23 protein-coding genes, 1 tRNA gene and 1 pseudogene are annotated in these 25,304 nt (G+C 68.1%); 10 read left to right on the top strand and 15 right to left on the bottom strand.

All coding sequences use genetic code 11. The features are described 5' to 3' along the window. Positions 1–27: 27 nt before the first annotated feature. Complete coding sequence (gene pgi / locus H1R19_RS06545) at positions 28–1,725, top strand: glucose-6-phosphate isomerase (protein WP_188330079.1); 1,698 nt, start codon at positions 28–30, stop codon at positions 1,723–1,725. 109 nt (positions 1,726–1,834) lie between these two features. On the opposite strand, the gene H1R19_RS06540 is transcribed toward pgi, so the two are convergent. The 8 genes from H1R19_RS06540 to H1R19_RS06505 all read right to left on the bottom strand — a co-directional run bounded on the left by H1R19_RS06540 (position 1,835) and on the right by H1R19_RS06505 (position 9,415). After that, positions 1,835–2,368, bottom strand: a complete 534-nt coding sequence (locus H1R19_RS06540; protein WP_219851016.1) for a hypothetical protein — start codon at positions 2,366–2,368, stop codon at positions 1,835–1,837. Between the two features lie 80 nt (positions 2,369–2,448). Further along, positions 2,449–3,198: an SDR family oxidoreductase gene (locus tag H1R19_RS06535; protein WP_219851015.1), complete on the bottom strand. Its 750-nt coding sequence runs from the start codon at positions 3,196–3,198 to the stop codon at positions 2,449–2,451. A gap of 93 nt (positions 3,199–3,291) precedes the next feature. After that, positions 3,292–4,329: a pyridoxal phosphate-dependent aminotransferase gene (locus H1R19_RS06530; protein ID WP_219851014.1), complete on the bottom strand. Its 1,038-nt coding sequence runs from the start codon at positions 4,327–4,329 to the stop codon at positions 3,292–3,294. After that, positions 4,326–5,351, bottom strand: coding sequence for a 3-oxoacyl-ACP synthase III family protein (locus tag H1R19_RS06525; protein WP_219851013.1), 1,026 nt, complete (start codon positions 5,349–5,351; stop codon positions 4,326–4,328). Before H1R19_RS06525 ends, H1R19_RS06530 begins: the two co-directional genes overlap by 4 nt. Beyond that, on the bottom strand, positions 5,348–6,013 hold the full coding sequence (locus H1R19_RS06520; protein WP_219851012.1) for an SRPBCC family protein: 666 nt from the start codon (positions 6,011–6,013) through the stop codon (positions 5,348–5,350). The genes H1R19_RS06525 and H1R19_RS06520 overlap by 4 nt, the downstream gene beginning before the upstream one ends. Then, positions 6,010–7,683, bottom strand: coding sequence for a thiamine pyrophosphate-binding protein (locus H1R19_RS06515; protein ID WP_244970961.1), 1,674 nt, complete (start codon positions 7,681–7,683; stop codon positions 6,010–6,012). Before H1R19_RS06515 ends, H1R19_RS06520 begins: the two co-directional genes overlap by 4 nt. 169 nt (positions 7,684–7,852) lie before the next feature. After that, a complete protein-coding gene (locus H1R19_RS06510; RefSeq protein ID WP_219851010.1) occupies positions 7,853–8,518 on the bottom strand; it encodes a response regulator transcription factor in 666 nt (221 codons plus the stop codon). A 6-nt stretch (positions 8,519–8,524) separates the two neighbouring features. Then, on the bottom strand, positions 8,525–9,415 hold the full coding sequence (locus H1R19_RS06505) for a DNA-formamidopyrimidine glycosylase family protein (RefSeq protein ID WP_219851009.1): 891 nt from the start codon (positions 9,413–9,415) through the stop codon (positions 8,525–8,527). A 25-nt stretch (positions 9,416–9,440) separates the two neighbouring features. Between H1R19_RS06505 and H1R19_RS06500 the strand changes: the two genes are divergently transcribed. Together H1R19_RS06500 and H1R19_RS06495 are read left to right on the top strand one after the other, a co-directional pair. Beyond that, entirely contained in the window at positions 9,441–10,181 is a 741-nt protein-coding gene (locus tag H1R19_RS06500; protein WP_188330088.1) for a 3'(2'),5'-bisphosphate nucleotidase CysQ, read from the top strand. A gap of 134 nt (positions 10,182–10,315) precedes the next feature. Next, positions 10,316–10,565 (top strand): annotated as a pseudogene (locus tag H1R19_RS06495) (ABC transporter permease); the annotation flags it as partial. A gap of 62 nt (positions 10,566–10,627) precedes the next feature. On the opposite strand, the gene cobF reads toward H1R19_RS06495, so the two are convergent. Genes cobF through H1R19_RS06480 form a run of 3 tightly spaced genes read right to left on the bottom strand, consistent with a single transcriptional unit; the run spans position 10,628 to position 12,445 of the window. Further along, positions 10,628–11,386, bottom strand: coding sequence for a precorrin-6A synthase (deacetylating) (gene cobF, locus H1R19_RS06490; RefSeq protein ID WP_219851008.1), 759 nt, complete (start codon positions 11,384–11,386; stop codon positions 10,628–10,630). A 2-nt stretch (positions 11,387–11,388) separates the two neighbouring features. Beyond that, entirely contained in the window at positions 11,389–12,198 is an 810-nt protein-coding gene (locus H1R19_RS06485) for an SDR family oxidoreductase (protein WP_219851007.1), read from the bottom strand. A 31-nt stretch (positions 12,199–12,229) separates the two neighbouring features. Continuing rightward, positions 12,230–12,445 (bottom strand): hypothetical protein, encoded by a 216-nt coding sequence (locus H1R19_RS06480; protein ID WP_188330091.1) that lies wholly within the window; start codon positions 12,443–12,445, stop codon positions 12,230–12,232. Positions 12,446–12,527: 82 nt separating this feature from the next. On the opposite strand from H1R19_RS06480, the gene H1R19_RS06475 reads away from it, so the two are divergent. Beyond that, the gene (locus H1R19_RS06475; RefSeq protein ID WP_219851006.1) at positions 12,528–13,490 is read left to right on the top strand and encodes a GlxA family transcriptional regulator; all 963 of its coding nucleotides are present in this window, start codon (positions 12,528–12,530) and stop codon (positions 13,488–13,490) included. A gap of 47 nt (positions 13,491–13,537) precedes the next feature. On the opposite strand, the gene H1R19_RS06470 is transcribed toward H1R19_RS06475, so the two are convergent. Continuing rightward, positions 13,538–13,613: transfer RNA gene (locus H1R19_RS06470), tRNA-Arg, on the bottom strand. A 261-nt stretch (positions 13,614–13,874) separates the two neighbouring features. Here H1R19_RS06470 and H1R19_RS06465 point away from each other — a divergent pair. Further along, a complete protein-coding gene (locus H1R19_RS06465) occupies positions 13,875–15,194 on the top strand; it encodes an acyltransferase (RefSeq protein ID WP_219851005.1) in 1,320 nt (439 codons plus the stop codon). Here the strand turns inward: H1R19_RS06465 and H1R19_RS06460 are convergent. Next, positions 15,185–16,408, bottom strand: a complete 1,224-nt coding sequence (locus H1R19_RS06460; RefSeq protein ID WP_219851004.1) for an oxygenase MpaB family protein — start codon at positions 16,406–16,408, stop codon at positions 15,185–15,187. The two genes, H1R19_RS06465 and H1R19_RS06460, sit on opposite strands and share 10 nt — an antisense overlap. A 153-nt stretch (positions 16,409–16,561) precedes the next feature. Here H1R19_RS06460 and H1R19_RS06455 point away from each other — a divergent pair, with 153 nt between their 5' ends. Both H1R19_RS06455 and H1R19_RS06450 read left to right on the top strand, forming a co-directional pair. Next, the gene (locus H1R19_RS06455; RefSeq protein WP_244970894.1) at positions 16,562–17,233 is read left to right on the top strand and encodes a TetR/AcrR family transcriptional regulator; all 672 of its coding nucleotides are present in this window, start codon (positions 16,562–16,564) and stop codon (positions 17,231–17,233) included. A 52-nt stretch (positions 17,234–17,285) separates the two neighbouring features. Beyond that, a complete protein-coding gene (locus H1R19_RS06450) occupies positions 17,286–18,917 on the top strand; it encodes an MFS transporter (protein ID WP_219851002.1) in 1,632 nt (543 codons plus the stop codon). Here H1R19_RS06450 and H1R19_RS06445 read toward each other — a convergent pair. Continuing rightward, the gene (locus H1R19_RS06445; protein ID WP_188330097.1) at positions 18,914–19,360 is read right to left on the bottom strand and encodes an SRPBCC family protein; all 447 of its coding nucleotides are present in this window, start codon (positions 19,358–19,360) and stop codon (positions 18,914–18,916) included. The two genes, H1R19_RS06450 and H1R19_RS06445, sit on opposite strands and share 4 nt — an antisense overlap. Positions 19,361–19,512: 152 nt before the next feature. On the opposite strand from H1R19_RS06445, the gene H1R19_RS06440 reads away from it, so the two are divergent. Next, entirely contained in the window at positions 19,513–20,889 is a 1,377-nt protein-coding gene (locus tag H1R19_RS06440) for an MFS transporter (RefSeq protein WP_188330098.1), read from the top strand. A gap of 25 nt (positions 20,890–20,914) precedes the next feature. On the opposite strand, the gene H1R19_RS06435 is transcribed toward H1R19_RS06440, so the two are convergent. Continuing rightward, positions 20,915–22,501 carry an MFS transporter gene (locus tag H1R19_RS06435; protein WP_219851001.1) on the bottom strand — a complete coding sequence of 529 codons (1,587 nt, stop codon included), beginning with the start codon at positions 22,499–22,501 and terminating at the stop codon, positions 20,915–20,917. 86 nt (positions 22,502–22,587) lie between these two features. Between H1R19_RS06435 and H1R19_RS06430 the strand changes: the two genes are divergently transcribed. Further along, positions 22,588–23,307: a TetR/AcrR family transcriptional regulator gene (locus tag H1R19_RS06430; protein WP_219851000.1), complete on the top strand. Its 720-nt coding sequence runs from the start codon at positions 22,588–22,590 to the stop codon at positions 23,305–23,307. Next, positions 23,307–25,241, top strand: a complete 1,935-nt coding sequence (locus H1R19_RS06425; protein ID WP_219850998.1) for a gamma-glutamyltransferase family protein — start codon at positions 23,307–23,309, stop codon at positions 25,239–25,241. Before H1R19_RS06430 ends, H1R19_RS06425 begins: the two co-directional genes overlap by 1 nt. Positions 25,242–25,304: the final 63 nt, after the last annotated feature.

Below are 25,304 nucleotides of genomic sequence, written 5' to 3'. Positions count from 1 at the left end.
GGCGGAGACCGCATATTGTTGACAGTCATGACCACCCAGGCCTCTGGCAGCGACTTCACCGGCACCGACCACGGCGACATCACCGCCACGCAGTCCTGGCAGGCACTCGCGGCCCATCAACCACATGTGTACGCAATGCATCTGCGTGAGGTGTTCGCCATCGACCCCGCCCGTGGTACCGAACTCACCGTCGACGTCGGCGACCTGCACATCGACTACTCCAAGCACCGGGTACTGCGCGAAACCCTGGAACTGCTGATGAGTCTGGCGCGGGAGGTGGGCCTCGAGGAGTCCCGCGACGACATGTTCGCCGGCGCCCACATCAACACCTCTGAAGACCGCGCCGTCCTGCACACCGCACTCCGCCTCCCGGCCGACGCGACCCTGACCGTCGACGGCCAGGACGTCGTCGCCGATGTGCACGAGGTACTCACCCGGATGGGTGAGTTCACCGACCGTCTGCGGAGCGGAGAGTGGAAGGGCCACACCGGAAAACAGATCACCGACGTCGTCAACATCGGGATCGGCGGGTCCGACCTCGGCCCCGTCATGGTGTATCAGGCGCTGCGCCACTACGTCGACGCCGGCATCCGCTGCCACTTCGTGTCCAACGTCGACCCGGCCGACCTGGTCAGCACCCTCGCCGACCTCGACGCCGAGACCACGCTGTTCATCATCGCCTCCAAGACGTTCACGACCCTCGAGACGCTCACCAACGCGGCCGCGGCACGCAGCTGGCTGCTCGACGCGCTCGGCGCCGAGTCCGACGCGGTGGCAAAGCATTTCGTGGCCGTCAGCACCAACGCCGACGCGGTCGGCGAGTTCGGCATCGACACCGCCAACATGTTCGGCTTCTGGGACTGGGTCGGCGGCCGGTACTCGGTGGACTCCGCGATCGGGCTGTCGGTGATGGCAGCGATCGGCAAAGAGAGGTTCGCCGAGTTCCTCCAGGGCTTCCACGTCGTCGACGAACACTTCCGGACCCAGCCGCTCGAACAGAACGCACCGGTGATCCTGGGTCTGATCGGGCTCTGGTACAACAACTTCTGGGATACGGGTACGCGCGCCGTGCTCCCCTACAGCAACGACATGGCACGGTTCGCCGCCTATCTCCAGCAGCTGACCATGGAGTCCAACGGCAAGTCGGTCACCGCAGGCGGACACCACGTCACCACCGACACCGGCGAGATCTTCTGGGGCGAGCCCGGCACAAACGGACAGCACGCGTTCTACCAGCTGCTGCATCAGGGAACCCGCATGGTGCCCGCGGACTTCATCGGTTTCGCCGAGCCGACCGACGACCTGCCCACCGGTCCCGACGGGTCGGGCTCGATGCACGACCTGCTGATGAGCAACTTCTTCGCACAGACCAAGGTGCTCGCCTTCGGCAAGACCGCGGACGAGATCGCCGACGAGGGTGTGTCCCCACATGTGGTGGCGCACAAGGTGATGCCGGGAAACCGGCCCACCACCTCGATCCTGGCACCGAAACTGACCCCGTCGGTGATCGGCCAGCTGGTCGCACTGTACGAACACCAGGTCTTCGTCGAAGGCGCCATCTGGGGCATCAATCCGTTCGACCAGTGGGGCGTCGAACTCGGCAAGACCCAGGCCAAGGAACTCCTCGGCACCATCACCTCACCGCAAGCTCCTGCCGGTCACGATGATTCGTCGACCGACGCACTGGTGACGTGGTACCGGGAGCGCCGGGGCCGCGCGGTCTGAGGGGTTTCGACAAGCTCAACCGGCAGAGGAGCGACTCAACCGGCAGGAGGAGCGACTCAACCGGCAGAGGAGCGACTCAACCGGCAGAGGAGCGACTCAACCGGCGAAGTCACTGCCAGTACTCCTCGTCGAAGACCTCGTCGGGGATCTCGCCGCCGGGCTCCACCCCGAGCGCTTGGATCCGGCCCATGATCGCGGCGGCGGTGGCCACGTAGGTCACGAGATCGCTTGACTCGACGTCTCTTTCGGCGGGGTCACCACCGAGGAACTCGTACAGCGCCGGCGGGACGCAGGCGCCCATGTCGAGGGTGCGGGTCCCCGTTGCGGTGCGCCACGCGTCGAAGCTCGCCACGTCGACCGCCTCGGCGATCTCGCCGGTGCGGACCGCTTCGAGGACCTCGTCGACGGTCGCCAGTTCACCGGAGGTCCCACTCGAGGCATCGAACCCGAGAACGGTCTGCGGGTCGGTCGACTCGTCGTCGGCGAGCGTGAAGTAGACGATGCCGCGCCAGTCGGCGCCCAGCGCCTCGATGTCGGTGCGGTCGAAGATCTCGCCCAGCAATTCGCTGACCCGGTCGCGTCGGGTGCCTCCGAAGACCTGGAATGCCCCGGACGCCACGACCTGTCCCTGCTTGTTCGCCACGACGGCCACCTTACGCAGATCAGTCGTCCTGAATGAGTTCAGACTAGTCGGTTCAGACAAAGCGGTTCAGACAAAGCGGTTCAGACAAAGCGGCGGCTGACCGACGCCGGCAGGTACTTGAGCGCAGCCGCGATCGGAGTCCACGGCCACGCCGGCACCGGCGCCCAGGACTTCTCCGCCTCGATGGCCTTCACCATCGCGTCGACGCCCTTGTCGGTGTCGACCATGAGCGAGGTCTTGACCCCGCGGTTGATGTCGGTCTCGATGTACCCCGGCGCCACGATCGACACCGTGATCGGCGAGTTCGCGAACTCGGCCTGAAGTCCCTGCCCGAGCGCGGTGAGACCCGCTTTCGACGCCGAGTACGCGGCCTGCGCCCTGGGCATTCCACGCACCCCCGAGATGGAACTGACCAGCACGAGATGCCCGGCATTCTGGGCGCGGAAGATCTCGAGCGCAGCTTCGGCCTGGGCCAGCGCACCGACGAGATTGGTCTGTACGGTCTCGATGTTGGCCGCCGCCTTGCCCGTTCCGATCGGCGCGCCCTTCCCGAGACCTGCGTTGACGATCACGCGGTCGAGACCGCCGAGTTCATCTGCGAGCTGCCCGAACACCACCGGCACGGCGCCGACGTCGGTGACATCGAGCTGCGCGAGCGCGACCTGCGCGGCCGACGGCCGGATCTCGTCGGCCAGTGTCCGGAGGTTCTCCAGCCGCCGGGCGGCGAGAGCCACCGAACGCCCCTGCGCGGCGAATCGTCGGGCCATGCCCGCCCCGAGCCCCGAGCTGGCACCGGTGATGAGGATCTTCTGCCGAGTCGTCGCCGTCACGGGTCGAACCTACCGACTCGACCACGCGGACTGCCACATCAGCCGCTACGCGGACTGCCACACAAGCCGCTACGCGGACTGCGACATCTGCCGCTACGCGGACTGCGACACGAGGCGTAGCGCACCGACGAGGCGGTCGGTACCCGCACGGTCACCCACGGTGATCCGCGTGCCGGCCGCACCGCACTGCTTGACGGCCACACCGCAACCGCGCAGCATCCGGCCGACGGCCACACCGTCGGGCCCGGGGAGGAACAGGAAGTTGGCGTGGCTCGGCAGGACCGGGCATCCGATCGTGCCGAGGATGCCGGCCATCCGGTCCCGCTCGATCCTCATCGACCGGACCCGCTGGGCGAGTTCGTCTTCGGCGTCGAGCGCGACGGGTACGGCCGCCATCGCGATCCCCCCGACCGCGAACGGCACCTCGTGGCCGCGCAGGGCGGCGATCACCTCCGCGGGCCCGATCCCGTACCCGACGCGGAGGGAGGCCAGTCCGTAGGCCTTGGAGAACGTCCGCAGGACCACGACGCCACGGTGCCGGATCAGCCGCCGCAGGTCCGGAGGTTCCTCGGCGAATTCGACGTACGCCTCGTCGACAACGGTCAGCACGTGCGACGGGACCTCGGCGAGGAACCGGTCGAGGTCGGCTTCGTCCACCACCGAGCCGGTCGGGTTGTGTGGCGAGCAGATCACCACCACCGCGGTGTCGGAGGTGATCGCGGCACGCACACGATCGAGGTCGACGGTGCCGTCGTCGGCGAGATCGACCGTGTCCATCCGCATCCCGAGCATCCTCGCGAGGATCGGGTAACCGTCGAAGGTGGGTGTCGAGGTGACCAGAGCCGGTGTGGTGGTTCCTGCCGCGAGGGCACGACGGAACGCACACTGCAGCACCGCCAGCGCCACCCCGGTGGCGCCCGGCCCGACCGTGACCGCCCCGGCCGGGACGTCCACGTGGGCGGCGATGTGCGCACGGGTGTGTTCCGGCCGGAACTCGGGATACCGGTGGGACTCGAGGACGGCGGCCCGCATCGCCGCCGCCACCGACGGCAGCGGCGCGTAGGCCGACTCGTTGAGGTCGAGCCGGACGTCGGTCCACCCCCGCTCCCCAGGGCCGCCCGGCGGACTCATGGCCGTCCGCCCCATCTCAGCGCTGCGGCGGCGGCGAAGTCGCCGGCATGCGCGAAGGCGGCGGTCATCACGATGTCGCCCTCGCCGATGCGCCCATCGTTGACGGCGTCGTCGAGGGTGACCGGGATCCCGACGGCGAACAGGTTGCCGTACTCGTCGAAGGTGTCGGGGTGATGACTTTCCGGGAGTTCCAGCGCCTCACGCCAGTTGCGCAGGAAGATACGGCTCGGCTGGTTGGTCACCAGCCAGTCGAGGTCCGACGGCGCGACGCCGATCTCGTCGGCCACCTCGATCGCGACCTCGGGCACCATCCGGTTGCCCCGCGCCAGCACCTTCGCGATCTTGGACTCGGTGAACCCGATGTGCAGCTGGCCGGGTCCCGCCTCCCAGTACTTGCGCGGCGGGTCGGAAACCCCGGTCATATCGCCGGAGTACTGCCCGAAGGAATGGCATCGCAATCCCACGATCGGGCTTCCGTTCTCGTCGTCGACGGTGACCACGGCCATTGCCGCGCCATCGCCCGGGATGGCGGCCTGTGCCTTGCCGCGGACCTGCTCCTGGGTGAACGCCTGACCCGCACTGTTCTGCGCCAGCCCGAGCACCGCCTTGCGTCCTCCCCTGGCCCGCAGCAGCGCCGCAGCGATATCGATCATGTGGATGAACGCGGCGCATCCGCCGTTGTGCACGTCGAGGACCGTCGTGGGCCGGATGCCGAGACGATAGGCCAACTCCCCGCCGCAACCGCGCACGGGTACCTCGGGCAGCTGACTGTGGGTGAGGACCACATCGACGTCGTCGAGGTAGTCGTCGCCGTGCCGCTCGAACAGCCCACGCGCGGCAGAGATCATCATGTCTGCCGACGTCTCCCCGTCGGCCGCATGTCGACGGAACGCCGGGGCACGGAACATCACATTGTCCGCGAGTGTGTCGTCCTCGGCGAACTGCGCGTAATACGCTGCGGTCACGCGATTCTCGGGTAGGTACGTGGCGACGTCGATCAGGTTGATCCGCGTGGGTGTCATGACCGCATCCAATCGGGGGTGAGGGGAAGACCGTTGTGATGCCGGTATTCGGCGATGGCGGTGAGGTTGTCGAGTTCGATCTGATGTCCGGGCGCGAACGTCTCCCAGAAATCCCCCACCCATACCGGACGGTCGGGCGGGGCGCTCTCCGGGAAAGGGTTCTCGTCGTAGAACGGGTGATGGCAGTTCACCCAGAGGACAACCGAACCGGGTCGGTCGAACACCACCTGCGCGTCGACGACCCGCATCAGATAGATCATCCACAGGTGGCGACCCTGATCCCATGCGCAGTGGTAATCCACGGTCATCGCATCGGGATTGGCGACCGTGCGAGCGTAAATCTTGGTGTCGGCCCCGAGCCGATCCTCCCCGACCCACAGGCCCGGTTCCCCGGTCTCGGTCAGATCCCGGAGACTGTATGTCCATTCAGCGAGCGATCGCGTGTCCGACAGCCAGTCGAACAGCTCCCGGGGTGGAGCGTCGACGTATCCCTGTACCGGGCAGAACTCGCCGTAGAGCTGGTCGTGGGGATAGACCGACCGCAGCCTGTCCAGTATGAGGGGTGTCGCGATCGGGCGCGGGTGAGACTCGATGCGGACCAGACCGGCCAGGGTCATGGCCTCCTCGCCGAGGTCGGCGAGGACGGGCTGTACTGCTGTCATGGCGATCCTTTCGGGATGAGTGGGGCGAACGGTGGGATCTCGTCGGGATCGACGTCCACGACAAGGCAGTTGGGACCGGACCGGGAGAGCAGGTCGGCGGCGGCGGCCCGCACCGAGGCGGGGTCGGATGCGCGGGCCACGGCCAGTCCGTCGAACATGGCCGCCAATCCGCCGGCGAGATCGGTGGGCCGGAATCTGTTGATGCTGGGCGTCTTCGGGAAGAAGGCGTGTTCCCGGGTGATGCACATCGCGTGTGCGTTGTTGTTCAGGAGGACGACCGTGACCGGTGCCGAGTGCTCGACCGCGGTGTGGATCTCCATCCCGTGCATGAAGAACGCCCCGTCGCCGGCGATGACGACGGTGCGCGAGCGTTCCGGGTCGGCCAGCGAGCGGATGGCGTTGCCGACGCCGGCCGCCAGGGCGTATCCCATACCGCCCATGCCCAGCGCCACGACGAATCGGCCGTGCCCGAAGGGAAGGTGGTGAATGGCTGCGGCACCGGCATTTCCGGCGTCGGCGAAAACCGTGGTGTCCGGGGGCAGCGCGGCCCCGATCGACTCGACGACGGTGCGCATGTCCGGCGTGCGTATGTCCGGCGTGCGTATGTCCGGCGTGCGTATGTCCGGTCCGGACGGGCGTGGCGGCACGGCCAGATGGGTCACGTCGACCGGCTCGCGCTGCCGGGCGCCGGCGCCGAGGCGTCGCCGGATGCCGTCGGTCAGTCGTGCCACACCCGCCCGCAGGTCGGTGCACGGCACGTGGTCTACCTGGCCCGGCATGCGCGGCGGCTCGGAACCGAGGTGGGTCAGCCGAAGTCGTGGAAGCGTGTCGTCGAGGCCGCCCCGGTCGGTCATCGTCAGGCGGCACCCGAGCACCAGACATGCGGTCGACTCCGCGATGGCGCGATGTGCCGACGGATGACCCATGACCCCGGTGACACCCGCGAAACCGTCCGCGTCGGTGAGGATGTCACGACCTCCCGGTGCTGCGACGACGACTGCCCCGAGCGCGCAGGCGAGGTCATCGACCTGCGGCCCGACACCGGCCACCGACGCCTCGGCGCCCACCCAGATGACGGTTGCGCCACCGGATTCGACGATGTCACACAGCTCGTCGGCGACGGTGTCGAGGGCCGTCCCGGGGACGGGCGCGCCACCCCCCGACGCCCACCCGGGCGGAGGAGGCCGCGGCCGGCCGGGAAAGGCCGCGGACTGTACGTCCTTGGGAAGCAACACCGCGGCCGGCAGACCACGGCGCAAGGTCGCGAACGCCGTCGCGAGCGCCACGGGCACCTCGCCGGCGTGCCCGACCACCGAACACGATCCGGTGACGGCCGACATCAACCCGGCGACGTCGACGGTGTCCGGCGGGCAGAGCATGTCCTGGAACGCTCCCCGACCGACCAGCGCGGACGGGGCGGTGCCGATCAGTGCGAGCACGGGCACGCGACTGTCGTATGCCTCGGCCAGCGCGGGCACGACGTTCATCGCGCCGCCGCCCGAGGTCGTCAGCACCACCCCCGGGATGCCGGTGATGCGCGCGGCGCCGTCGGCCATCGCCCCGGCGGCGAACTCGTGCTTGGCGACGACGGCCGTCATCCCCGACGCGCGGATCGCGGCGTCGTAGAGGTCCTCGATGTTGGCGCCGTGCACGCCGAACGCGGTGGTCATCGAGGCCGCGATGAGTTCGCCGACAATGTGATCCGCGACCGTCGGCACAGCGGCGCCACTCTTTTCGGACAAAGTGGGCGTCCGGACCGAACCCGCCGTCACAGCCATACACCAACTCTGCGACGGTGAACCTGAAGGAGCGCTGAAGGCGTCCGCGGGCGTCGGTCGGTCAGCGGATGCGGTAGCCCGCACCCCGAACGGTCTCGATGCTGCGGACCCCGAACGGCTGGTCGATGCGCTTGCGCAGACAGCCGACGTACACCTCGATGATGTTGGGATCACCCTCGTAGTTCTCGTCCCACACCGAGTGCAGGATCGTGGACTTGGAGACGACGGTGCCCGCGTGGCGGATGAGACATTCGAGCACCGCGTACTCGCGCGGGGTGAGGCTGATGGGTGTCTCGCCCCGCCGCACGAGGTGCTCGGCGGGATCGAGGGAGAGATCGCCGACCCGCAGGGTCGCGGGCCGTTCCGGTGCCCCGCGTCGCAGCAACGCCCGCAGTCGCGCCCTCAGCACGGCCCCGGAGATCGGTTTCACCAGGTAGTCGTCGGCGCCGCTGTCGAGTGCGTATACCTCGTCGTCGTCTCCGCCCGTGGCGCTCAACATCAGTACCGGCGTCCAGACAGCGCGTTCGCGCAGGCTCTGCAACACCCGGTTCCCGGTCGTCTCCGGCGCCACCATGTCCAGCAGGATGACGTCGTAGTGACCCTCGGTGGCGCGCCACAACCCGTCCGGGCCGTCGTGCGCCGCTGTCACCGCCCAGCCGTCGTCGACGAGCAGGCGGCGGACCGCCTCCGCCGCGCGGAGGTCATCGTCGATGACGAGGGCATGCACGGTCGCTCATTTCAGCAGGCGCGACATGCGACGATCGGCGAGCACCTTGCCGCCGGTCTGGCAGGTGGCGCAGTACTGGAACGACCGATCGGCGAAGGACACCTCGCGGACGGTGTCCCCGCACACCGGGCACGGCAGGCCGGTGCGGGCGTGGACGCGGAGTCCGGTGCGTTTCTCCGATTTGAGTCGGGCGACCGCCTGACCTTCGAGGCGCCCGGTCGCATCGGTGAGTACCGCGCGCACGGCGTCGTAGAGCGTCTCGACCTGGTCGGCCTTCAGGGTTTTCGACGACGCGAACGGCGAGAGCCGGGCGGTGTGCAGGATCTCGTCGGAGTAGGCGTTGCCGATCCCGGCGATGGTGTGCTGGTCGGTCAGCACATTCTTGATCCGGCCGGTCGTGCCGGCGAGGATCTGCGCGAACTGCTCCGGCGTCAGGTCGAGGGCGTCGGGTCCGAGCCCGGCGATGCGCTCGACGTCGGCGAGGTCACGCACCAGCCACACCGCGAGACGTTTCTGGGTACCTGCCTCGGTGACGTCGAATCCCTCGCCGGGAAGTCCGCAGTGCACCCGCAGGGCGATCGGGCTCTTGCCGCCGGGGCGCAGCGGCTTGGGTGAGAGCTCTTCGCTCCATCGGACCCAGCCGGCCCGCGACAGGTGGATGACGAGGTGCAACATCGGCTCCGACGCGGTTGCCGCCGACCCCGGAATGGTGCGGATGACCAGATATTTGCCGACGCGCCCAACGGATTCCACGATCCGGTCGGTCAGCGCACTGTAGGGCGGGTCGGCGGTCTTGAGCACCGACAACGACGCGACGTCGACCCTGCGGATCGGGAGTCCGGCCGCCCGGCCGTCGACGTAGTCGGCGATGGCGGCCACCTCTGGAAGCTCAGGCATGCCACCAGTGTGCTCTAGTAATGAGATGACTTCCCGACTTTCCGACGCCGAACTGGCTGCCCGGATCGCGCAGGGAGCCGGGGAGGTCCTCCTCGGGATACGTCATGGCGACCTGCTCGGCGGCGCCATGCTCGGCGACGTCGGCGATGCCCTCGCCCAGGCCTGGATCTCGACCGTGCTGCGTAAACATCGTCCGCGGGACGCCGTGCTGTCCGAGGAGGCCGCCGACGTCGGCGACAGATCCACCGCCCAGCGCGTGTGGATCATCGATCCCCTGGACGGCACAAGGGAATTCGCGTCCGGCACCGCCGACTGGGCGGTGCACGTGGCGCTGACCGAGAACGGCAGCGTCACCGAGGCCGCGGTGTCATTGCCCGCCACGGGTGAATTGTTCCGCGCGGACACCGTCGAGAAGCCGGCCGGCGAGCTGACCAGGCGGCTCGTCACCTCGCGGTGGGGCGGCTCGTATGAGACGAGCTATGTGTCCAACCGGTTGGGCCTGCAGATGGTGCCGGTCGGGTCGGCCGGGGCGAAGGCGATGGCGGTCGTGCGCGGCGACGCCGACGCCTACGTGCATGCGGGCGGACAGTACGAATGGGACAACGCGGCTCCTGTCGGGGTCGCGCTCGCGGCGGGTCTGCACTGCAGCCGACTCGACGGTTCGGAGATCGTCTACAACAACCGGCACCCCTATATGCCCGACTTCGTGATCTGCCGCAGCGAGATCCGCGACGACATGCTCGCCGCTCTGCAGCAGATCTGGTGAGCTGACCCGGGGCACTGACCGGGGCACACGCACCGCGTGATCCTTCTCGTTCGGCCGTTCCCCCGGTGAACTGGGGCGATGAACGGATTCGGCGACGCGGTCGTTCGTTCCGGCCCGGCTCTGGTGATCGCCAGGGCCTGCTCCCGCGGGAAGCGCGAATGGAGATCTGCGCGCCCGCCTCGGCCAGTGCGCTCATCCCCGGCTCGATCAGACGCGGTCGGTGGGACTGGTCACCATCCCGGGCGCCTTCGTCGGCATGTCCTCGGCGGTGCCTCGGTCTGGGCGGCGGCCACCATGCAGCTGTTCGTGCTGATCGCACTGTTGACCGTCAGTTCCATCGCCATGCTCGTGACCGTGGAACTCGTTGCGCGTGAGCGACTGTGACGACGCCGGAACTCGCGGGGGGGGGGCGCACAGCTCCGTCCCGACGGTGCCGTCGGTGCCGGTCAGCCGGTCTTTCGCAACAGGTAGATGTCCATGATCCAGCCGATGCGTTCCCGTGCCCGCGCACGCGCCTCGACGATCCGGTCGGTCACCTCACCGACGCGCCCGCTGATGAGGATCTCGTCGTCGGTGCCGACGTAGGCACCCCACCAGATGTGGTCGTCGGGGTCGGCGGTGTGCCGGAAGGCGAGGTCGGCGTCGAGCATGACGATCTGGTTGGTGTCGGCTCCGGCCGGTGTCTCGGCGAGCCGGCGGCCGGTGGTGATGTGGATCGGTTCGCCGACGCGGTTGGCGACGATGCCGTGCGCCGCGGTGAGCGCACTCGCGCTGGTCACGCCGGCTATGACCTCGACGTCGAGGTCGAGATCGTCGCGGGCAGCGAGGTCGTCGACGATGCGCAGGGTGCTGTCGTAGAGGGCCGGGTCGCCCCAGACCAGGAACGCGGCGACCCCGCCGTCGCCGACCTCGTCGCGTAACGCCGCGGCGATCAGCTCCGCCCGTGCCGAATGCCAGCGCCGGACCTCGGTGTCGTAGTCGGCGGGTGACCGGTCGCGCGGCGGGTCGGGAATCTCGACCAGCGAATATCCTTGTCGCGCATGGTTGTCGAGCAGCGCCCGGCGGGTGTCGAGCAGGCCGCTCTTGGCCGTGCCCTTGCCCAGCACGAGGAAGGCGTCGACGTCGGCCATGGCGTCGATCGCCTCCAGGGTGATCTGTCGCGGGCCACCCGGGCCGATACCGATGACACGCAGGGTGATTCGCACGCTCAGATCTTCACCTTCGGCAGCCCGTGCTTGCGCGCGGTCATGTCGAGGACCATCTGACGGGGCGCCAGGCGTCGGAGCAGGAAGACGATGCCCGCCTGGTTTCCCTTGGCGTAGAAGGGCTTCGGATGCTCGGCCAGAGCGGCGTCGACGATCTGGGTGGCCATGTCCTCGGCACTGATGCCGGCGTCCTCGTTGCGCCGCGTGGCGGCGGCGAGGATCTCGTACTCGGCGCGGAAGGGCGAGTTGTCGCCGACGAAGATGCTGCGCCGGTCACCGATACCCGTCGCGATCGTCCCCGGCTCGATGCTGATCATGCGGATTCCGTACGGCGCCAGCTCTCGTCGTGACGCGAGGGCGAAGGCCTTCAGCGCCGACTTGGTCGCGGCATAGTTGGATCGGAAGGCGACCGGGAAACTCGACAACATCGATCCGACCATCACCACGGTTCCCCGACGCCGCTGCCGCATCCCGGGCAGTACCGCCTTGGTGAGCGCGATCGGCCCGAAGACGTTGACGCGGAACAGATCCTCGATGGCCTGCATCGGGGTGTCCTCGAGCGCACCCGCCTGGGATTCGCCGGCATTGTTGACGAGGATGTCGACATCGCCCACGAGTGCGGCACAGTCGGCGGCCGAGTCGTAGTCGGCGTTGTCGAGGCGGACGTAGGTGACACCCGGGATCGGGGTCCGCACCGCGTCGGGGTTGCGGGTGGTGCCGTAGACCCGGTGACCCCTGGCGACGAACTGACGTGCGACCTGCGCGCCGATGCCGCTGGTCGCGCCGGTGACGAGGACAGTCTGTGAACTCACGTCCGCAACGGTAGCGCAGGGCGCCCAGCAGTCAGATGAGCTTGTCGTAGCGGCGGGTGAGAATGCTGAGCTCGGCCGTGACGCGGTCCGTGTCCGGCCCGTAGGGCCGTTCCGGGGCGCGGGTCAGCCAGTCGGAGAGCCGCTGCAGCGGGGTGCGCGTTCCGGGTGGGGTACGGCGGGTCCGGTACACCAGCGCCACGACGCCGGCGAGAAGAACCAGAGCGAGGAGGATCAGTGCGATTGTCATGGCAGTAATCCTCCGCTCGACGAATTCACGCCAACAGTGGCAGAAACGACAACGTTCGCTCATTATCTGCCATACTCGGAGGGTGCTGAAATCCATCGGAGTCCTTCTCCACGGCAACGTCGCGCTGTTCGAGTTCGGGGTGGTGCACGAGGTGTTCGGCCTCGATCGCACCGACGACGGCGTACCCGCCTTCGATTTCCGCGTCGCCTCTCCCGAACCCGGACGGCCACTGCGAGTCGGCAACGGTGTGTCGATCCAGGTCTCGCACACCCTCGACGAGTGCCGCGACGTCGACCTCGTCGTGATCCCGGGCGGCCGGACCGACGGCGATTACCCCGAGGAGATCCTCGACACCGTGCGCGCCGTCGTCGACAACGGCGGCCGTGTACTCACCGTGTGCTCCGGCTCCTTCATCGCCGGCGCCGCGGGCCTGCTCGACGGCCGACGATGCACCACCCACTGGATGCACGGCGCCGCCCTGGCCCGCGCATACCCGAAGGCGCACGTCGACACCGACGTCCTCTTCGTCGACGACGGCCCGATCACCACCAGTGCGGGCACGGCAGCCGGGATAGACGCATCGCTCCACCTGGTGCGCGAGGCGTGGGGCCCGGCCGTCGCCAACCGGATCGCCCGCCGGATGGTCGTGCCGCCGCACCGCGACGGCGGCCAGCGCCAGTTCGTCGACGCCCCGATGCCCTCGTGCACCGACGAGGGCTTCGGCGCACTGCTCGCGTGGCTGGTGGAGAACCTCGACCGCGAGATCAGCATCGACGACATGGCCGCCCGCATGCACATGTCGGGGCGAACCTTCGCCCGCAGGTTCGTCGACGAGGTCGGGGTCTCGCCGCGGCGCTGGCTGACCGAACAGCGCGTCCTGGCGGCGAAGAATCTGCTCGAGTCGACCGACCGGGGCGTCGACGAGGTCGCCCGGTTGGTGGGATTCACCTCGGCGACCCTGCTGCGGCACCATTTCGCGGCGTCGGTGGGCGTCTCCCCACTCGTCTACCGACGCCGGTTCGCCAAGTCCGCGGCGGCCCGATAGCCCGACGGAGAGCCGGACGCGGCGTCGAGACATGCACATCGGTGCGTTGGTGCCCTCGGTAGGATTCGAACCTACGACCTACCCTTTAGGAGAGGGTCGCTCTATCCCCTGAGCTACGAAGGCGTGTGTCCGTCCGTTCTCGCCCCTGACAGGGCCGAGCGCGGACACACGGGAGTCTACGTGAGGGCGGGACGACCCCGACACACCCTCCGTCCGGCATCACCGCGCCGCCGCGGTTACAGTCGAGTCGGCTACGAACCGGGCAATTCGGGCTGTGAGTGTGGACACTGAGGACACCCCGGCGTTGAGGTTCCTGCCAGATTGTGTCCGTACAATTCGTACGGCATGTGTTCGGCGGTTTCATTCGGGGAGGTTCTTTCGTTGGTGCACGCGGCATCGGGATCGGCGCGCACCGCCGACGACGAGACCACGCCGGCAGCGGACACAACCCCCTCTGAGGCCGCGACCACAGCACCTCGCAAGCCCCCGTCCCGCGCCCACACCGCCGATTTCGTCCGGGTGGTGCTGTTCACCTTCGTGGTGGTCGCGCACAGCGTCAACGCCATCAACGGCGGTGCGGACGAGATCCGTGGGGCCAACCTCGTCGGCACCCTCTGCCACCTGACCCGCTACGGATTCGTCGCGGTGACGTTGTACGTGCTCGTCCTGAGCATGCAGGGGCGCGAGATGTCGCCCTGGCAGTTCTGGCGTCGCCGGTTCGGGCTGGTCGTCGGTCCGTATCTGGCGTGGACGTTGATCTACACGATCACCGACCACATCGTCATCGCCGACAATCCCTTCCCGCCCCTGTCGGAGATGGCACCGCGACTGGCGCACGACCTGCTGGTCGGCGAGGGCAAGTACCAGCTGTACTTCCTGCTCATCTCGATGCAGATCTATCTGTTCTTCCCACTCGTCTCGTGGATCTTCGAACGCGGTCGCAGTCGTCCGTGGCTGATGCTGTCCGGCGGCGCCGCGATCCAGATCGCGGTGTTCGTCATCTACCAGTACCTGCCGCGTCCGGCCGGCCAGTCCTGGGACGTCGCTTATCAGCACCTGTGGAAGACGCTGCCGATGTATGCGCTCTTCATCACGCTCGGCGTTCTCGCGGCACAACACCGCGAGACCGTCGACCGCTGGTTGCGCGACCACATGGCCACCGTCGTCCTCGTCGCCGCGGGCTGCGCGGCGTTCACCGTCGCCGGGTATCTGCTGGCCACCTCACCCGGCAACGTGCCGTGGAAGGCCAACACGGCGTGGAATCCGGTGTCGTTGCCGTGGTACATCGGCGGGTTCGTCCTGTTGTGGCTCATCGGGCTGGTCTGGGACGACCGGCGCGCCGCCGGACGCCCAGCCGCCGCGAAGCTCGTCTCGCAGGCGACGCTGCGCGCGTTCGGCGTGTTCGCGGTCCACCCGCTGATCCTCGACGTCCTCGGCCGCGTCGGCTTCCTCAGCGGACTGTTCGAGTGGTTCCCGCACTCGGCGGTGCTGCGCTCGCTCATCCTCATCACCGTGGTGCTCGCGGCGTCGCTGCTGCTGGTGGACATCCTGCTGCGACTGCCGTTCAGCAAATGGCTGACCGCCCGGCCCCGCATCCCCCTCCCCCGACGGGACAAGAAGGTGCGCGGCGAGGTGGTCGGGGCCGAGCCCTCGGGTGCGGCCGAGATGGAGAGCTCTTCTCGCACCCGGGCGGGTCAGTTGTAGCGCGGGTTGTTGAACACCGGGATCTGGATGTTGATCGGCATCCGCAGCTCGGACATGTAGAACAGCACGAACTGACGCAGGAACTCGTCGAAGAGCCAGTACGCCTCACGAGGCATACCGATGTCCAGCAAGCCCTCCCGGACCTGCACGTACGGCCCCCACGCGGTCTCCAGGAGCGGGCTCCAGACCGGCTCACGCGGGATCTGATACCAGTCGGCCATGCGATCGCCGAGTACGAACCTCGTCAGCGCTCCGAGCACTCCGCGTGACAGCAGCGAGAGATCGAGGTTCATGCCGAGATCGAGCAGCATGTCGGCGAGCTTGCGGCCCTCCGGGGTCGGCTCGAGAATCGGGTCGAGGACCTGCCGGGCCTGCGAGTCGGCCGCATCCCAGGACGCCGGGATGTACTCGTCCTTCACGCCCAGCATGTGAGCGGTGACCTGCCACGAGTGCAGGAAGCCCGCGGACTCGTCGCGCGCGATCGGCACCTTCCACTTCTCCAGGTTGCGCATGACGGTGGTGGGCAGGCTGTGCCAGGTGACCATGACGTCGGCCTGACTGATGGGCTTCTTCTCGGTGGCCGAATGCACCCAGTGCGGTGACTGCGGCAGCAGGTGTCGTACGCCGGCATGCGCCATCCTGGTCTTCACACAGGTCACGACCATCTCGCCCGAGGGTTGGTAGGCGTTGAGTGACCCGATGTCGTACCCGAGCTTGGCGGTCTTGGAGATCCTGTCCTTGAGATCCCAACCGCCCTTGGAGTAGTAGACCGCGCGCGCTTCCTTGGGGATGACCGTGCTCATCATGCCGCTGGCGAACCCGTACAGGACGCCCAGATAGGTGCCGCGCTTCTGGTTGAACCTGACCGCGTCGGCCAGCTTGGCCTGGTCGGTCCACGACGGGAGCCGACGCGCGTACTCCATGAAGTCGCGGAGTTCGGCGGGCAGCCCGGCGGGTAGCGGCTGCGAGTTCTTGTGCCAGGTGTTCAGCAACTTGTTGACCCTGGGCGCCTGGCCGCTCTCGATGACCTTGGCGATCACGGGATCGGCCTCGTCGTCGAACATCTGGCGCGGGTCCTGCCCCGCACCGCGTCCCGGCACCGAGTTCGCCGGCGACCACGTCCACGGGGTCGTCGGCGCGACTGCCGCCACCGCACCCGCGGCGCCGACGACGCCGCCCGCACGTAAGAGATTCCGTCTGCTCAGATCTTCCATGACCCCGTCCCATCGCTTTCCATGTATCAATGTGACAAACAACGTAACCTTGTATCATCAGTACCACTCAGTGATCCAGGACACGCCGATTTCTCGATTTTTTGCGATCACGGAAGCGCTGGACGCGATCATGTGACGTGTGAGGGGGTACACGTGCCGACTTTTCAAGCATCATCGACTGCCCAGTTGTCGAGCTCGCTGATCGAGCGTGCCTTCCTCGCGTCGACCACCCCCTCCGACGCCGCTCCGGACCCGACCGCCGAGAAGCTTCTCGACGCCGCCTTCGACCTCTTCTCGCGCCTGGGGGTCCAGCGCACACCGATGGAGAAGGTCGCCAAACGGGCCGGCGTCACGCGCGTGACCCTGTACCGCAAATTCGCCACCAAGGACGCCCTCGTGGACGAGGTGGTACTCCGCGAGTTCCGACGCTACTTCGACCGCTTCCGCTCCGAGATACCGAATGCGGACAGCGTGGCCGAGCGAGTGGTCGTCGGATTCGTCGGTTCCCTGCGGGCCATCTCGGGCAACCCACTGATCGGTGGCATCAACGGCGAGGAGCCGAGCATGCTGATCGAGTCGATGATCGGTGGCGACGGCCTCCTCCTCGCCGTGGTGCAGCAGTTCGTGTCCGTTCAGCTGCGTCGAGAACAGCTGGCGGGCAACATCTCCGACGAACTCGACGTCGAGCTCGTCGCCGAGATGATGGTACGTATCTCGGCGTCGTTCCTCACCGTCCCGAGCCGCGTCGTCGACATCACCGACGACGCACAGCTCGCCGAGGTCGCCCGCCAATTCCTCGTCCCGATGCTGAATACGCCTCGATGACCGCGTTGAGCTGGGAAGATCTAGGAGCTCATCCCGGCTGAGGAGTCCTGCGATGCGATCGTGGTCGGTCATCATCATTCTCGCGGTGTCCCAGTTCGTCATGGTGCTCGACAGCACCGTCATGAACGTGTCGATCTCGGTGGTCGCCGCCGACCTCGACACCACGATCACCGGCATGCAGGCCGCCATCACGTTCTACGCCCTCACCATGGCCGCCTTCATGCTGACCGGCGGCAAACTCGGCGACCTCATGGGGCGTGCGCGCGCTTTCAAGATCGGCGCCGTCATCTACGGCATCGGCTCGCTGACCACCGCACTGAGTCCCAATCTGACGGTCCTGCTGCTCGGCTGGTCGCTGGTCGAGGGTCTCGGCGCCGTGCTGGTCATCCCGGCCATCGCCTCGCTCGCGGCGATCAACTACACCGGCAAGGCCCGGGTGACGGCGTTCTCGATCCTGGGGGCGGTGACCGGGCTGGCCGCCGCCGTCGGCCCGCTTCTGGGCGGACTGATGACCACCTACCTCTCCTGGCGCTATGTCTTCGTGGCGGAGACGGTGGTGATGGTGGTCGTCCTGTTCGCCGCCAGGCTGATCAGAGACGTACCCGCCGACAAGGACGTCCGCATCGACCCGCTGAGTGTGATCGCATCGGCCGGCGGCCTGTCGCTGATCGTCTACGGTGTCCTGCAGTCGAAGACCTGGGGGTGGCTCCGCCCGCAGCATCCACCGGAGATCGGCGGCAACGAGATCGCGCCGCTGGGCGTCTCACCCGTCGCCTACCTGCTGCTGATCGGCGTCGTCGTGCTGTGGCTGTTCGTGCTGCGGCAACGCGCGCTCGTCGATTCCGGTCGCCAGCCGCTCCTGCGGATCGAGTTGTTCCGGATTCGCGCGCTGCGCAGCGGTCTCGGCGGCTTCCTCGCGCAGTACTTCGCGATCGCCGCGCTGTTCTTCGTGGTCCCGGTCTACCTGCAGACGATGCTGGGGCGTGACGCCCTGCAGACCGGGATCAAGATCCTGCCCCTGTCGGTGGGCCTGGTGTTGTTCTCCGTGCTCGGATCATGGCTCACCGCCCGACGATCCGCGCGTTTCATCGCGCGGGGCGGACAGATCACGATGGCGGTCGGCACCCTGTTCGTCATCGCCTCCGTGGGCGCCGACCTGCGCAGCGTGGCGTTCGCGATCGGGATGTTCGTCATCGGAGCGGGTTTCGGGTTGCTGGCCTCCCAGCTCGGCAACGTGAACATGTCCGCAGTGCAGGAGAAGGACACCTCCGAGGTGGGCGGCCTCCAGGGCACCTTCCAGAACCTCGGGTCGTCCTTCGGGACCGCGGTGGCGGGGTCGGTGTTCATCCTGCTGCTGTCCTCGGGATTCCTCACGGCGGTCGACGACACCGAATCCCTCTCCCCCGCAGAGCAACAGCAGATCGTCACCGCCGTGGGCGATGCGGGCGTGCCCATCGTCTCCGCGGACGAGGCGCGCACGCTCGTCGTCGACGCGGGCGGCTCGGACAGTGCCGCTCAGGCGGTGTCGGAGGCGTACACCGACGCCCAGATCGCCGCACTGCAACAGGCGTTGTTCATCGTGTTCGTCCTGTTGGTCCTCGCGCTGCTGTTCTCGCGTCACCTCCCCAGCCGAATCCCCGAACCGGAGAAGGCGAGGGCCGACGAGCCGCGGGCGGGCGACTAGCCCGAGGCACCGACTTTCTTACCGATGGTGACCTCGGTGTGCCGGACGGCCTGCGAGGCGAACGGCCCGACGATCTTGCCGAGCAGCTTGCCTGCGACTCCACCGGGCAGGACGTAGTTGACCTCCACCTGCAGATCGGTGCCCGACCCGCCGTCGGCGTCGGCGAACCGCCAGGTGGTGTTGGCGCCGAAGCCCTCGATGGCCTGTAGCGAGATGAGTTCGTTCTCGACGTATTCGGTGCATTTCACGACGGACTTCAGTGTCTTGGGCCCGACGTCGATCGCCATGGCGAACACCGCGCCGATGCCGCTCGTCTGGTCGGTCGTCGGCTCGAAACGGGTCACCCCGAACATGTACTCCGGGACGTTCTGATACCCCTCGACATAATCGAAGACCTGCTCTCGCGGCCCGTCGATGATTGCCTGATGCCGGACAACTCCCACGCTGATCCCCGTCCTCGTGCTCGGCCCATCGGGTTCGACGGGCCTTCCCGTCCGACCCTATGTGGTCCACACCACCCTCCGCGGCACAACACGTCGAGATGGCACCCCTTCTGATTTGACCCTCGCCGAGGAGTTCGGATATTCCTCAGGGCATGTCCACCTCAACAGGCGGGTGGTCGGAGTTGCTGGCCCGTGAACACCGCGCCGCGGTCTGCGTGTTCGCCGGCGGCATCCTCGTGTTCGCGATCAACACCTTCCTCACCGCTGCGTCGTTGCCGAGCACCATCGCCGACATCGGCGGCGAGGAGTTCTACGCCTGGGTCGTCACCGTCTTCCTGATCGCCTCGGTGGTCGCCTCGATGCTGGTGACACGTGCGCTGGCGCAATTCGGCGCGCGTGGCGCCTATCTGATCGGCTTCAGTACGTTCGCACTGGGCTCACTGGTCTGCGCGGTCACCCCGACGATGCCGATCATGTTGGGAGGACGACTGATCCAGGGACTCGGCGGTGGACTGCTCACCGGTCTCGCGTTCGCGGTCGTGCAGATCGCACTCCCCCGGCGGATCTGGGGACGCGCCATCGCACTGATCTCGGCGATGTGGGGCGTCGGCAACCTGGTCGGTCCCGCACTCGGCGGCATGTTCGCCGAGGTCGGCCTGTGGCGCGGTTCGTTCTGGTTCCTGTGCGCGGTCACCGTCGCGATCGGGGTCCTCGCCGCCCGGGCCCTACCCCGCCAACGCGGTTCCGGCGACCGTGACCCGCTGCCGTGGGCGTCGCTGGCCGCGGTGACCGCCGCGGCGGCTGCGGTCTCGGTGGCCGGCGTCGTGGGTTCGACGCCGATGATCGTCGTGCTGTGTGTGGTCGCCGTTCTCGCGCTGGTCGGCTTCGCCGCCGTCGATCGGCGCGGAGCGATCGGTCTGCTGCCGAGACTCACCTACCTCGCGGGCAACCCGTTGAAGTGGATGTACGTCTCGATCGCGATCCTGGCGATCGGGTCGACCGCCGAGGCCTTCCTGCCGTTGTTCGGTCAGCTGGTCGGCGGGATGTCCCCGCTGGCCGCGGGACTGTTGCCCGCGGCGTTGTCGTCGGGCTGGACCGTCGCCCAGATCAGCAGCAGCACATGGGCGCACGGGAAGTGGGCGACGGCGGCCCGCGTCGCCGGGCCGGCCTTCCTCGCGGCCGGGATGGCCGGTTACGGCATCCTGCAGTCCTCCACCTCGCCGGCGGCGATTGCCGGCTGGTACGCCTCACTCGTGGTCGCCGGGATGGGCATCGGGATGGCGTTCCCGCACATCGCCACCGCCGCGATGAGCATCACCACCGACCCGTCGGAGGCCGCGCGCGCCTCGGCCGGCATCAACTCGGTGCAGATGGTCGCCAACACCGTGGGTTCGGCAGCGGCCGGGCTGCTCGTGAGTCTCGGGTCCGACGATGTCGGCTCGGCCCGGTTCCTGGCCTTCGGTTTCGCCGGCCTCGCGCTGGTGGGTGTGATCTTCGCGGCGATCTCGGTGCGCCCGGCCAGGACCTGACGACAGTGGCCGATTCCCCTGCCGGTCAGCCTCTTCCGTCGTCCGCGAGAACCCGTGCCTCGTCGGCGTCAGGCTCCGGATCGCCGGGGTGTGCGGGCAGGTAGATCAGGGTCAGAAGTGCGGCGAGCGCGGTGACCGCCGCCGCGACGAGGCATCCGGTGGCGAACCCGTCCATGAACCCGGTGCGGGCGACGTCGGCAACGTGTGTCGCCGCTCGCGCGCCCGCGTCGCCGAGAGTCGTCGCGGCCACCCGCGATGCCTCGAGTGCGGCACCGATGGATTCCCGTGCGGGCTCGGCGAATGGTTCGGGGACCTCGGCGGCGTCGAGGTGGTCTCGATACACCGACAACGCAACCGATCCGATCACGGCGACACCGAGGGTGCCGCCCAGTTCTCGTGTCGCGTCGTTGACCGCCGATCCCATCCCGGCCTTCTCCGGTGACACCACACCCATGATCGCCTCGGTGGCGGGTGCGCTGGTGAGGCCCATGCCCACACCGAGGAAGATCATCGATCCGACGATCTGGGCGTAGCCGGTACCCGCATCCATCGTTGCCGCCCAGACGAATCCGGCGCTCAGCGACAACAATCCCGCAGCCACCACGACCTTCGACCCCATGTGAAGGGCCAGGCGCGGGCCGACCAGCGACGACACCGCGATCGCGCCCGCCACCGGGAGCATCCTCAACCCGGTCTCCAACGCTCCGTGATCCCGGACGAACTGGAAATACTGGGTGACCAGGAAGATGAACCCGAACAACGCGAAGAAGGCGGCCGTGATCGCACCGCTCGCCGCGGTGAATCGCAGGTTCGCAAAGAGACGGACATCGAGCATCGGAAAACGGGTGCGCGACTCCTTTACGGCGAAAACCGCCAGGAACGCCGCGGCGGAAGCGAATCCGACGATCGTCGGCGCCGAGGCCCAACCGCGGTCGGGCGCTTCGATGATCGTGTACACGAGGACACCGAGAGCAACCATCGACAGCAGCAGTCCGGCGACATCCAGCGGCGGCGTCGACGGGTCGCGGGAACCCGGGACAAGCCAGAACGCCATGATCAGTGTCGCCAGCGCGGCTGCGCCCACGAACAGCAGAATCGAACCCCACCAGAAGGTTTCGAGCAACGCGCCGCCCACGACGGGCCCCACTGCGACCGACATGCCCGTCGCCGCGCCCCAGAGTCCGATGGCCTTGACACGCTCGGAGCGTTCGGTGAACACGTTGGTCAGGATGGACAGCGTCACCGGATAGACGATGGCCGCCGCGATGCCCGCCAGTGCGCGCCAGGCGATCAGTGTCTCCGGGTTCTGACTCCAGGCGCCCGCCAGCGACGTGGCCAGGAACAGTGTCAGACCGCCGAGGAGAAACCCTCGACGGCCGAATCTGTCACTCAACGATCCGGCGGCGAGAACCAGCGTCGCGAACGCCAGATTGAACGCGTCCACGATCCACAACAGTTCACGGGTGGAGGCGCCGAGATCGGTGACCAGCGATGGCAGAGCGATGTTGACGATCGTCGTCGACACGTTGACCACGAAGACCGCGCTGCACAGCACCAGCAGCACCGCAGCCTTGTTCGTCCCACGCCCCGGTAGCGTCCCCCGATGTGACATAACGAAGTTATAGCACGGCTGCAAAGGATTTCGCCGATCACCGATGTCCACCGGAGACCGGTCGGCCGCCGTGAGAACATGACCCCATGAGCGAAGGGCACGACACGGGTACCGCGGGGACGCCGCCGGAGTCCGTTCGCGACCGGCTGGTCACCGCCACCATCGGGCTGTTGGCCGACGGTGGACCTTCCGAGATCAAGGTCCGTCGCATCGCCGACGAGGCGGGGGTGTCCACCGTCGCGGTGTATCACCACTTCGGTGGCGTGCGCGAGTTGCTCGAAGTTGTTGTCGCCAGCGGCTACCGCGCACTGCAGGCCGCTCTGGAGAATGCGGCCCACGCCGATCCCGACCCGGGCGCCCAGTTGTTCGCGATGGCGTTGGCCTGCCGCGAACAGGCACAAGGCAACCCGCACCTCTACGACATGATGTTCGGACTGTCCACCCGCGGAACCTATCGCCATGTGGCCGACGCCCCGGAAGGCGGACCGGCCGCGCGATTCCTCGAGGCCTACGCGGTGTTCGCCGACGCCTGTCACCGACTGGTCCGCTCCGGACGCATCGCGGTCACCGAAGGGCAGCAGGTGGCGGCCGAACTCTGGAGCACCGTACACGGTTTCGTCACGCTCGAGGTGGCCGGGCACTTCGCACAGTTCGCGGGTCCGGTCGCCGATGTCCTGACCCCGATGGCGATCAACCACCTCGTCGGCATGGGCGACGAACGGTCCCGGGCCGAACGATCCGCGGCCACAGCGGTCGCGTGGTGGGATCTCGAACATGCCCAGGACCGACTCCGTAACCTGAGGTGATGTTGCGACTCGTTGTGGTCCTGACCGCCGCCGCGCTGGTGCTCACCTCCTGTGGCGGCGAAGCCGATGAGCCGACCGCCGCGCCGGTGACCTGCGCGGAGATTCCCAACGGCGAGCTGATCGACGCGCAGGCGGTGTCCGAGGCCCCCACCGACATCGCCACGCGACCCGAGGTCGCGTCGGGCTACCGGACCGGGATGAGACCGGTCGTCACCGAGTCCTACGCGGCGGCGACCGCCAATCCGCTCGCCACGCGGGCGGCGTGTGAGGTGTTGCGCGACGGGGGCACCGCCGCCGATGCGCTGGTCACGGCGCAGGTGGTGCTCGGCCTCGTCGAGCCGCAGTCCTCCGGCATCGGCGGCGGCGCGTTCGCGCTGTATTACGACGCGGCGTCGAACACCGTGCGCGCCTTCGACGGTCGCGAGACCGCGCCCGCCGCCGCGACCGAGACCTATCTGAGCCGGATCAGCCCGACCGATCCTGCACCGCCGGTCCCGAGCGCCCGCGCCTCCGGACGTTCGATCGGCGTCCCCGGGGTCATGCGGATGCTCGAGATGGTGCACGGCCAGTACGGCAAACAGGTGTGGCGCGAGCTCTTCTCCCCGGCGGTCACGCTGGCCGACAACGGGTTCGAGATCAGTCCGCGTCTCGCGGGAGCGATCGCGGCATCGGCGAGGGAACTCGGCGCCGACGAGGACGCACGCGCATACTTCCTTGCCGAGGACGGATCACCCAAGCCGTCGGGCACCACTCTCGCCAACCCGGCATACGCCAAAACCCTTGGCGCACTGGCAACCGACGGCGCAGGCGCCATGTACGACGGCCCACTGGCGCAAGCCATCGTCGACGAGGCGGGCAGCACCGCGGGCGGGATGACACCGAGCCTGATGACCGTCGAGGACCTTCGCGGCTACCGCGCGCTCGCGCGCGACCCCGTCACCACCACCTACCGCGGCCATCAGATCGTCGCGATGCCGGGTCCGTCGTCGGGCGGCATCGCGGTGGCGTCGGCGCTGGGAATCCTGGAGAACTTCGACCTGCCGTCGATGGGCCCGACCGAGGTCGACGCCGACGGCGGGCGGCCGGATCCGGCTGCGGTGCACCTGATCACCGAGGCGCAGCGACTCGCCTACGCCGACCGCGACAAGTACGTCGCCGACCCGGACTTCGTGCCGCTGCCCGGCCGCGGCGTCGAGACGATCCTGGACCCGGCCTATCTCGAGTCGCGGGCCGCGCTGATCCGTCCCGACGCCTCGCTCGGTGAGGCGCCCGCGGGCGATCTCGGGCCGGTACCGCTCGGTTCGCACCCCGGCACCGAACACGGGACCAGCCACATCACCGTTGCCGACCGGTACGGCAACGTCGCATCGATGACCACGACCATCGAATCCGCTTTCGGCAGCTACCACATGGTCGACGGTTTCCTGCTCAACAATCAGCTCACCGATTTCTCCGCCGAACCCCGCGACGACGACGGCACGCTGCTCGCCAACCGGGTGTCGCCGGGCAAACGGCCGCGATCGTCGATGGCGCCGACCCTGATCATGGCGCCCGGCGTCGACGATGCGCCCGCACAGGTGATGGCCGCGCTCGGCTCACCGGGTGGCTCGGTCATCATCCAGTTCGTTCTCAAGACCGTCATCGGGATGCTGGACTGGGGCCTCGACCCGCAGCAGGCGGTGTCCATGATCGACTTCGGAGCGGCGAACACCCCGACCTCCAACGTCGGGGGCGAGCACCCGCTGGTCGACACCGCCGACGACGGCGCCGACGACCCGCTCGTCCGCGGTCTGCACGACCGCGGCGCCGAGGTGTCGGTCGAGGAGCAGTCGAGTGGCCTGAGCGCCCTCCTGCGGCACGACCACGGCTGGATCGGCGGCGCGGATCCACGCCGGGAGGGCGCGGTGATGGGCGACGACGCGACACTGCGGTAGGTGCGTCATGGCCTGCCCGGGCCGGCCGTGTGGTCCGAACGGACGAAATGCGTCGCGAGCAAC

This window comes from Gordonia jinghuaiqii, assembly GCF_014041935.1.
GTDB classification, from domain to species: domain Bacteria; phylum Actinomycetota; class Actinomycetes; order Mycobacteriales; family Mycobacteriaceae; genus Gordonia; species Gordonia jinghuaiqii.
The sequence above is the reverse complement of the archived record's forward strand: the minus strand, read 5'-3'. Positions and strand labels throughout refer to the sequence as shown.

What these genes read in the sequence shown, in the direction of transcription:
- H1R19_RS06520 (WP_219851012.1), bottom strand. Translation starts at nt 6,013, where the DNA reads ATGACAGCAGTACAGCCCGTCCTCGCCGACCTCGGCGAGGAGGCCATG.
- H1R19_RS06425 (WP_219850998.1), top strand. Translation starts at nt 23,307, where the DNA reads ATGTTGCGACTCGTTGTGGTCCTGACCGCCGCCGCGCTGGTGCTCACC.
- H1R19_RS06435 (WP_219851001.1), bottom strand. Translation starts at nt 22,501, where the DNA reads ATGTCACATCGGGGGACGCTACCGGGGCGTGGGACGAACAAGGCTGCG.
- H1R19_RS06505 (WP_219851009.1), bottom strand. Translation starts at nt 9,415, where the DNA reads ATGCCTGAGCTTCCAGAGGTGGCCGCCATCGCCGACTACGTCGACGGC.
- H1R19_RS06515 (WP_244970961.1), bottom strand. Translation starts at nt 7,683, where the DNA reads ATGACCACCGCGTTCGGCGTGCACGGCGCCAACATCGAGGACCTCTAC.
- H1R19_RS06440 (WP_188330098.1), top strand. Translation starts at nt 19,513, where the DNA reads ATGTCCACCTCAACAGGCGGGTGGTCGGAGTTGCTGGCCCGTGAACAC.
- H1R19_RS06500 (WP_188330088.1), top strand. Translation starts at nt 9,441, where the DNA reads ATGACTTCCCGACTTTCCGACGCCGAACTGGCTGCCCGGATCGCGCAG.
- H1R19_RS06460 (WP_219851004.1), bottom strand. Translation starts at nt 16,408, where the DNA reads ATGGAAGATCTGAGCAGACGGAATCTCTTACGTGCGGGCGGCGTCGTC.
- H1R19_RS06480 (WP_188330091.1), bottom strand. Translation starts at nt 12,445, where the DNA reads ATGACAATCGCACTGATCCTCCTCGCTCTGGTTCTTCTCGCCGGCGTC.
- H1R19_RS06530 (WP_219851014.1), bottom strand. Translation starts at nt 4,329, where the DNA reads ATGAGTCCGCCGGGCGGCCCTGGGGAGCGGGGGTGGACCGACGTCCGG.
- pgi (WP_188330079.1), top strand. Translation starts at nt 28, where the DNA reads ATGACCACCCAGGCCTCTGGCAGCGACTTCACCGGCACCGACCACGGC.
- H1R19_RS06525 (WP_219851013.1), bottom strand. Translation starts at nt 5,351, where the DNA reads ATGACACCCACGCGGATCAACCTGATCGACGTCGCCACGTACCTACCC.
- H1R19_RS06430 (WP_219851000.1), top strand. Translation starts at nt 22,588, where the DNA reads ATGAGCGAAGGGCACGACACGGGTACCGCGGGGACGCCGCCGGAGTCC.
- H1R19_RS06450 (WP_219851002.1), top strand. Translation starts at nt 17,286, where the DNA reads ATGCGATCGTGGTCGGTCATCATCATTCTCGCGGTGTCCCAGTTCGTC.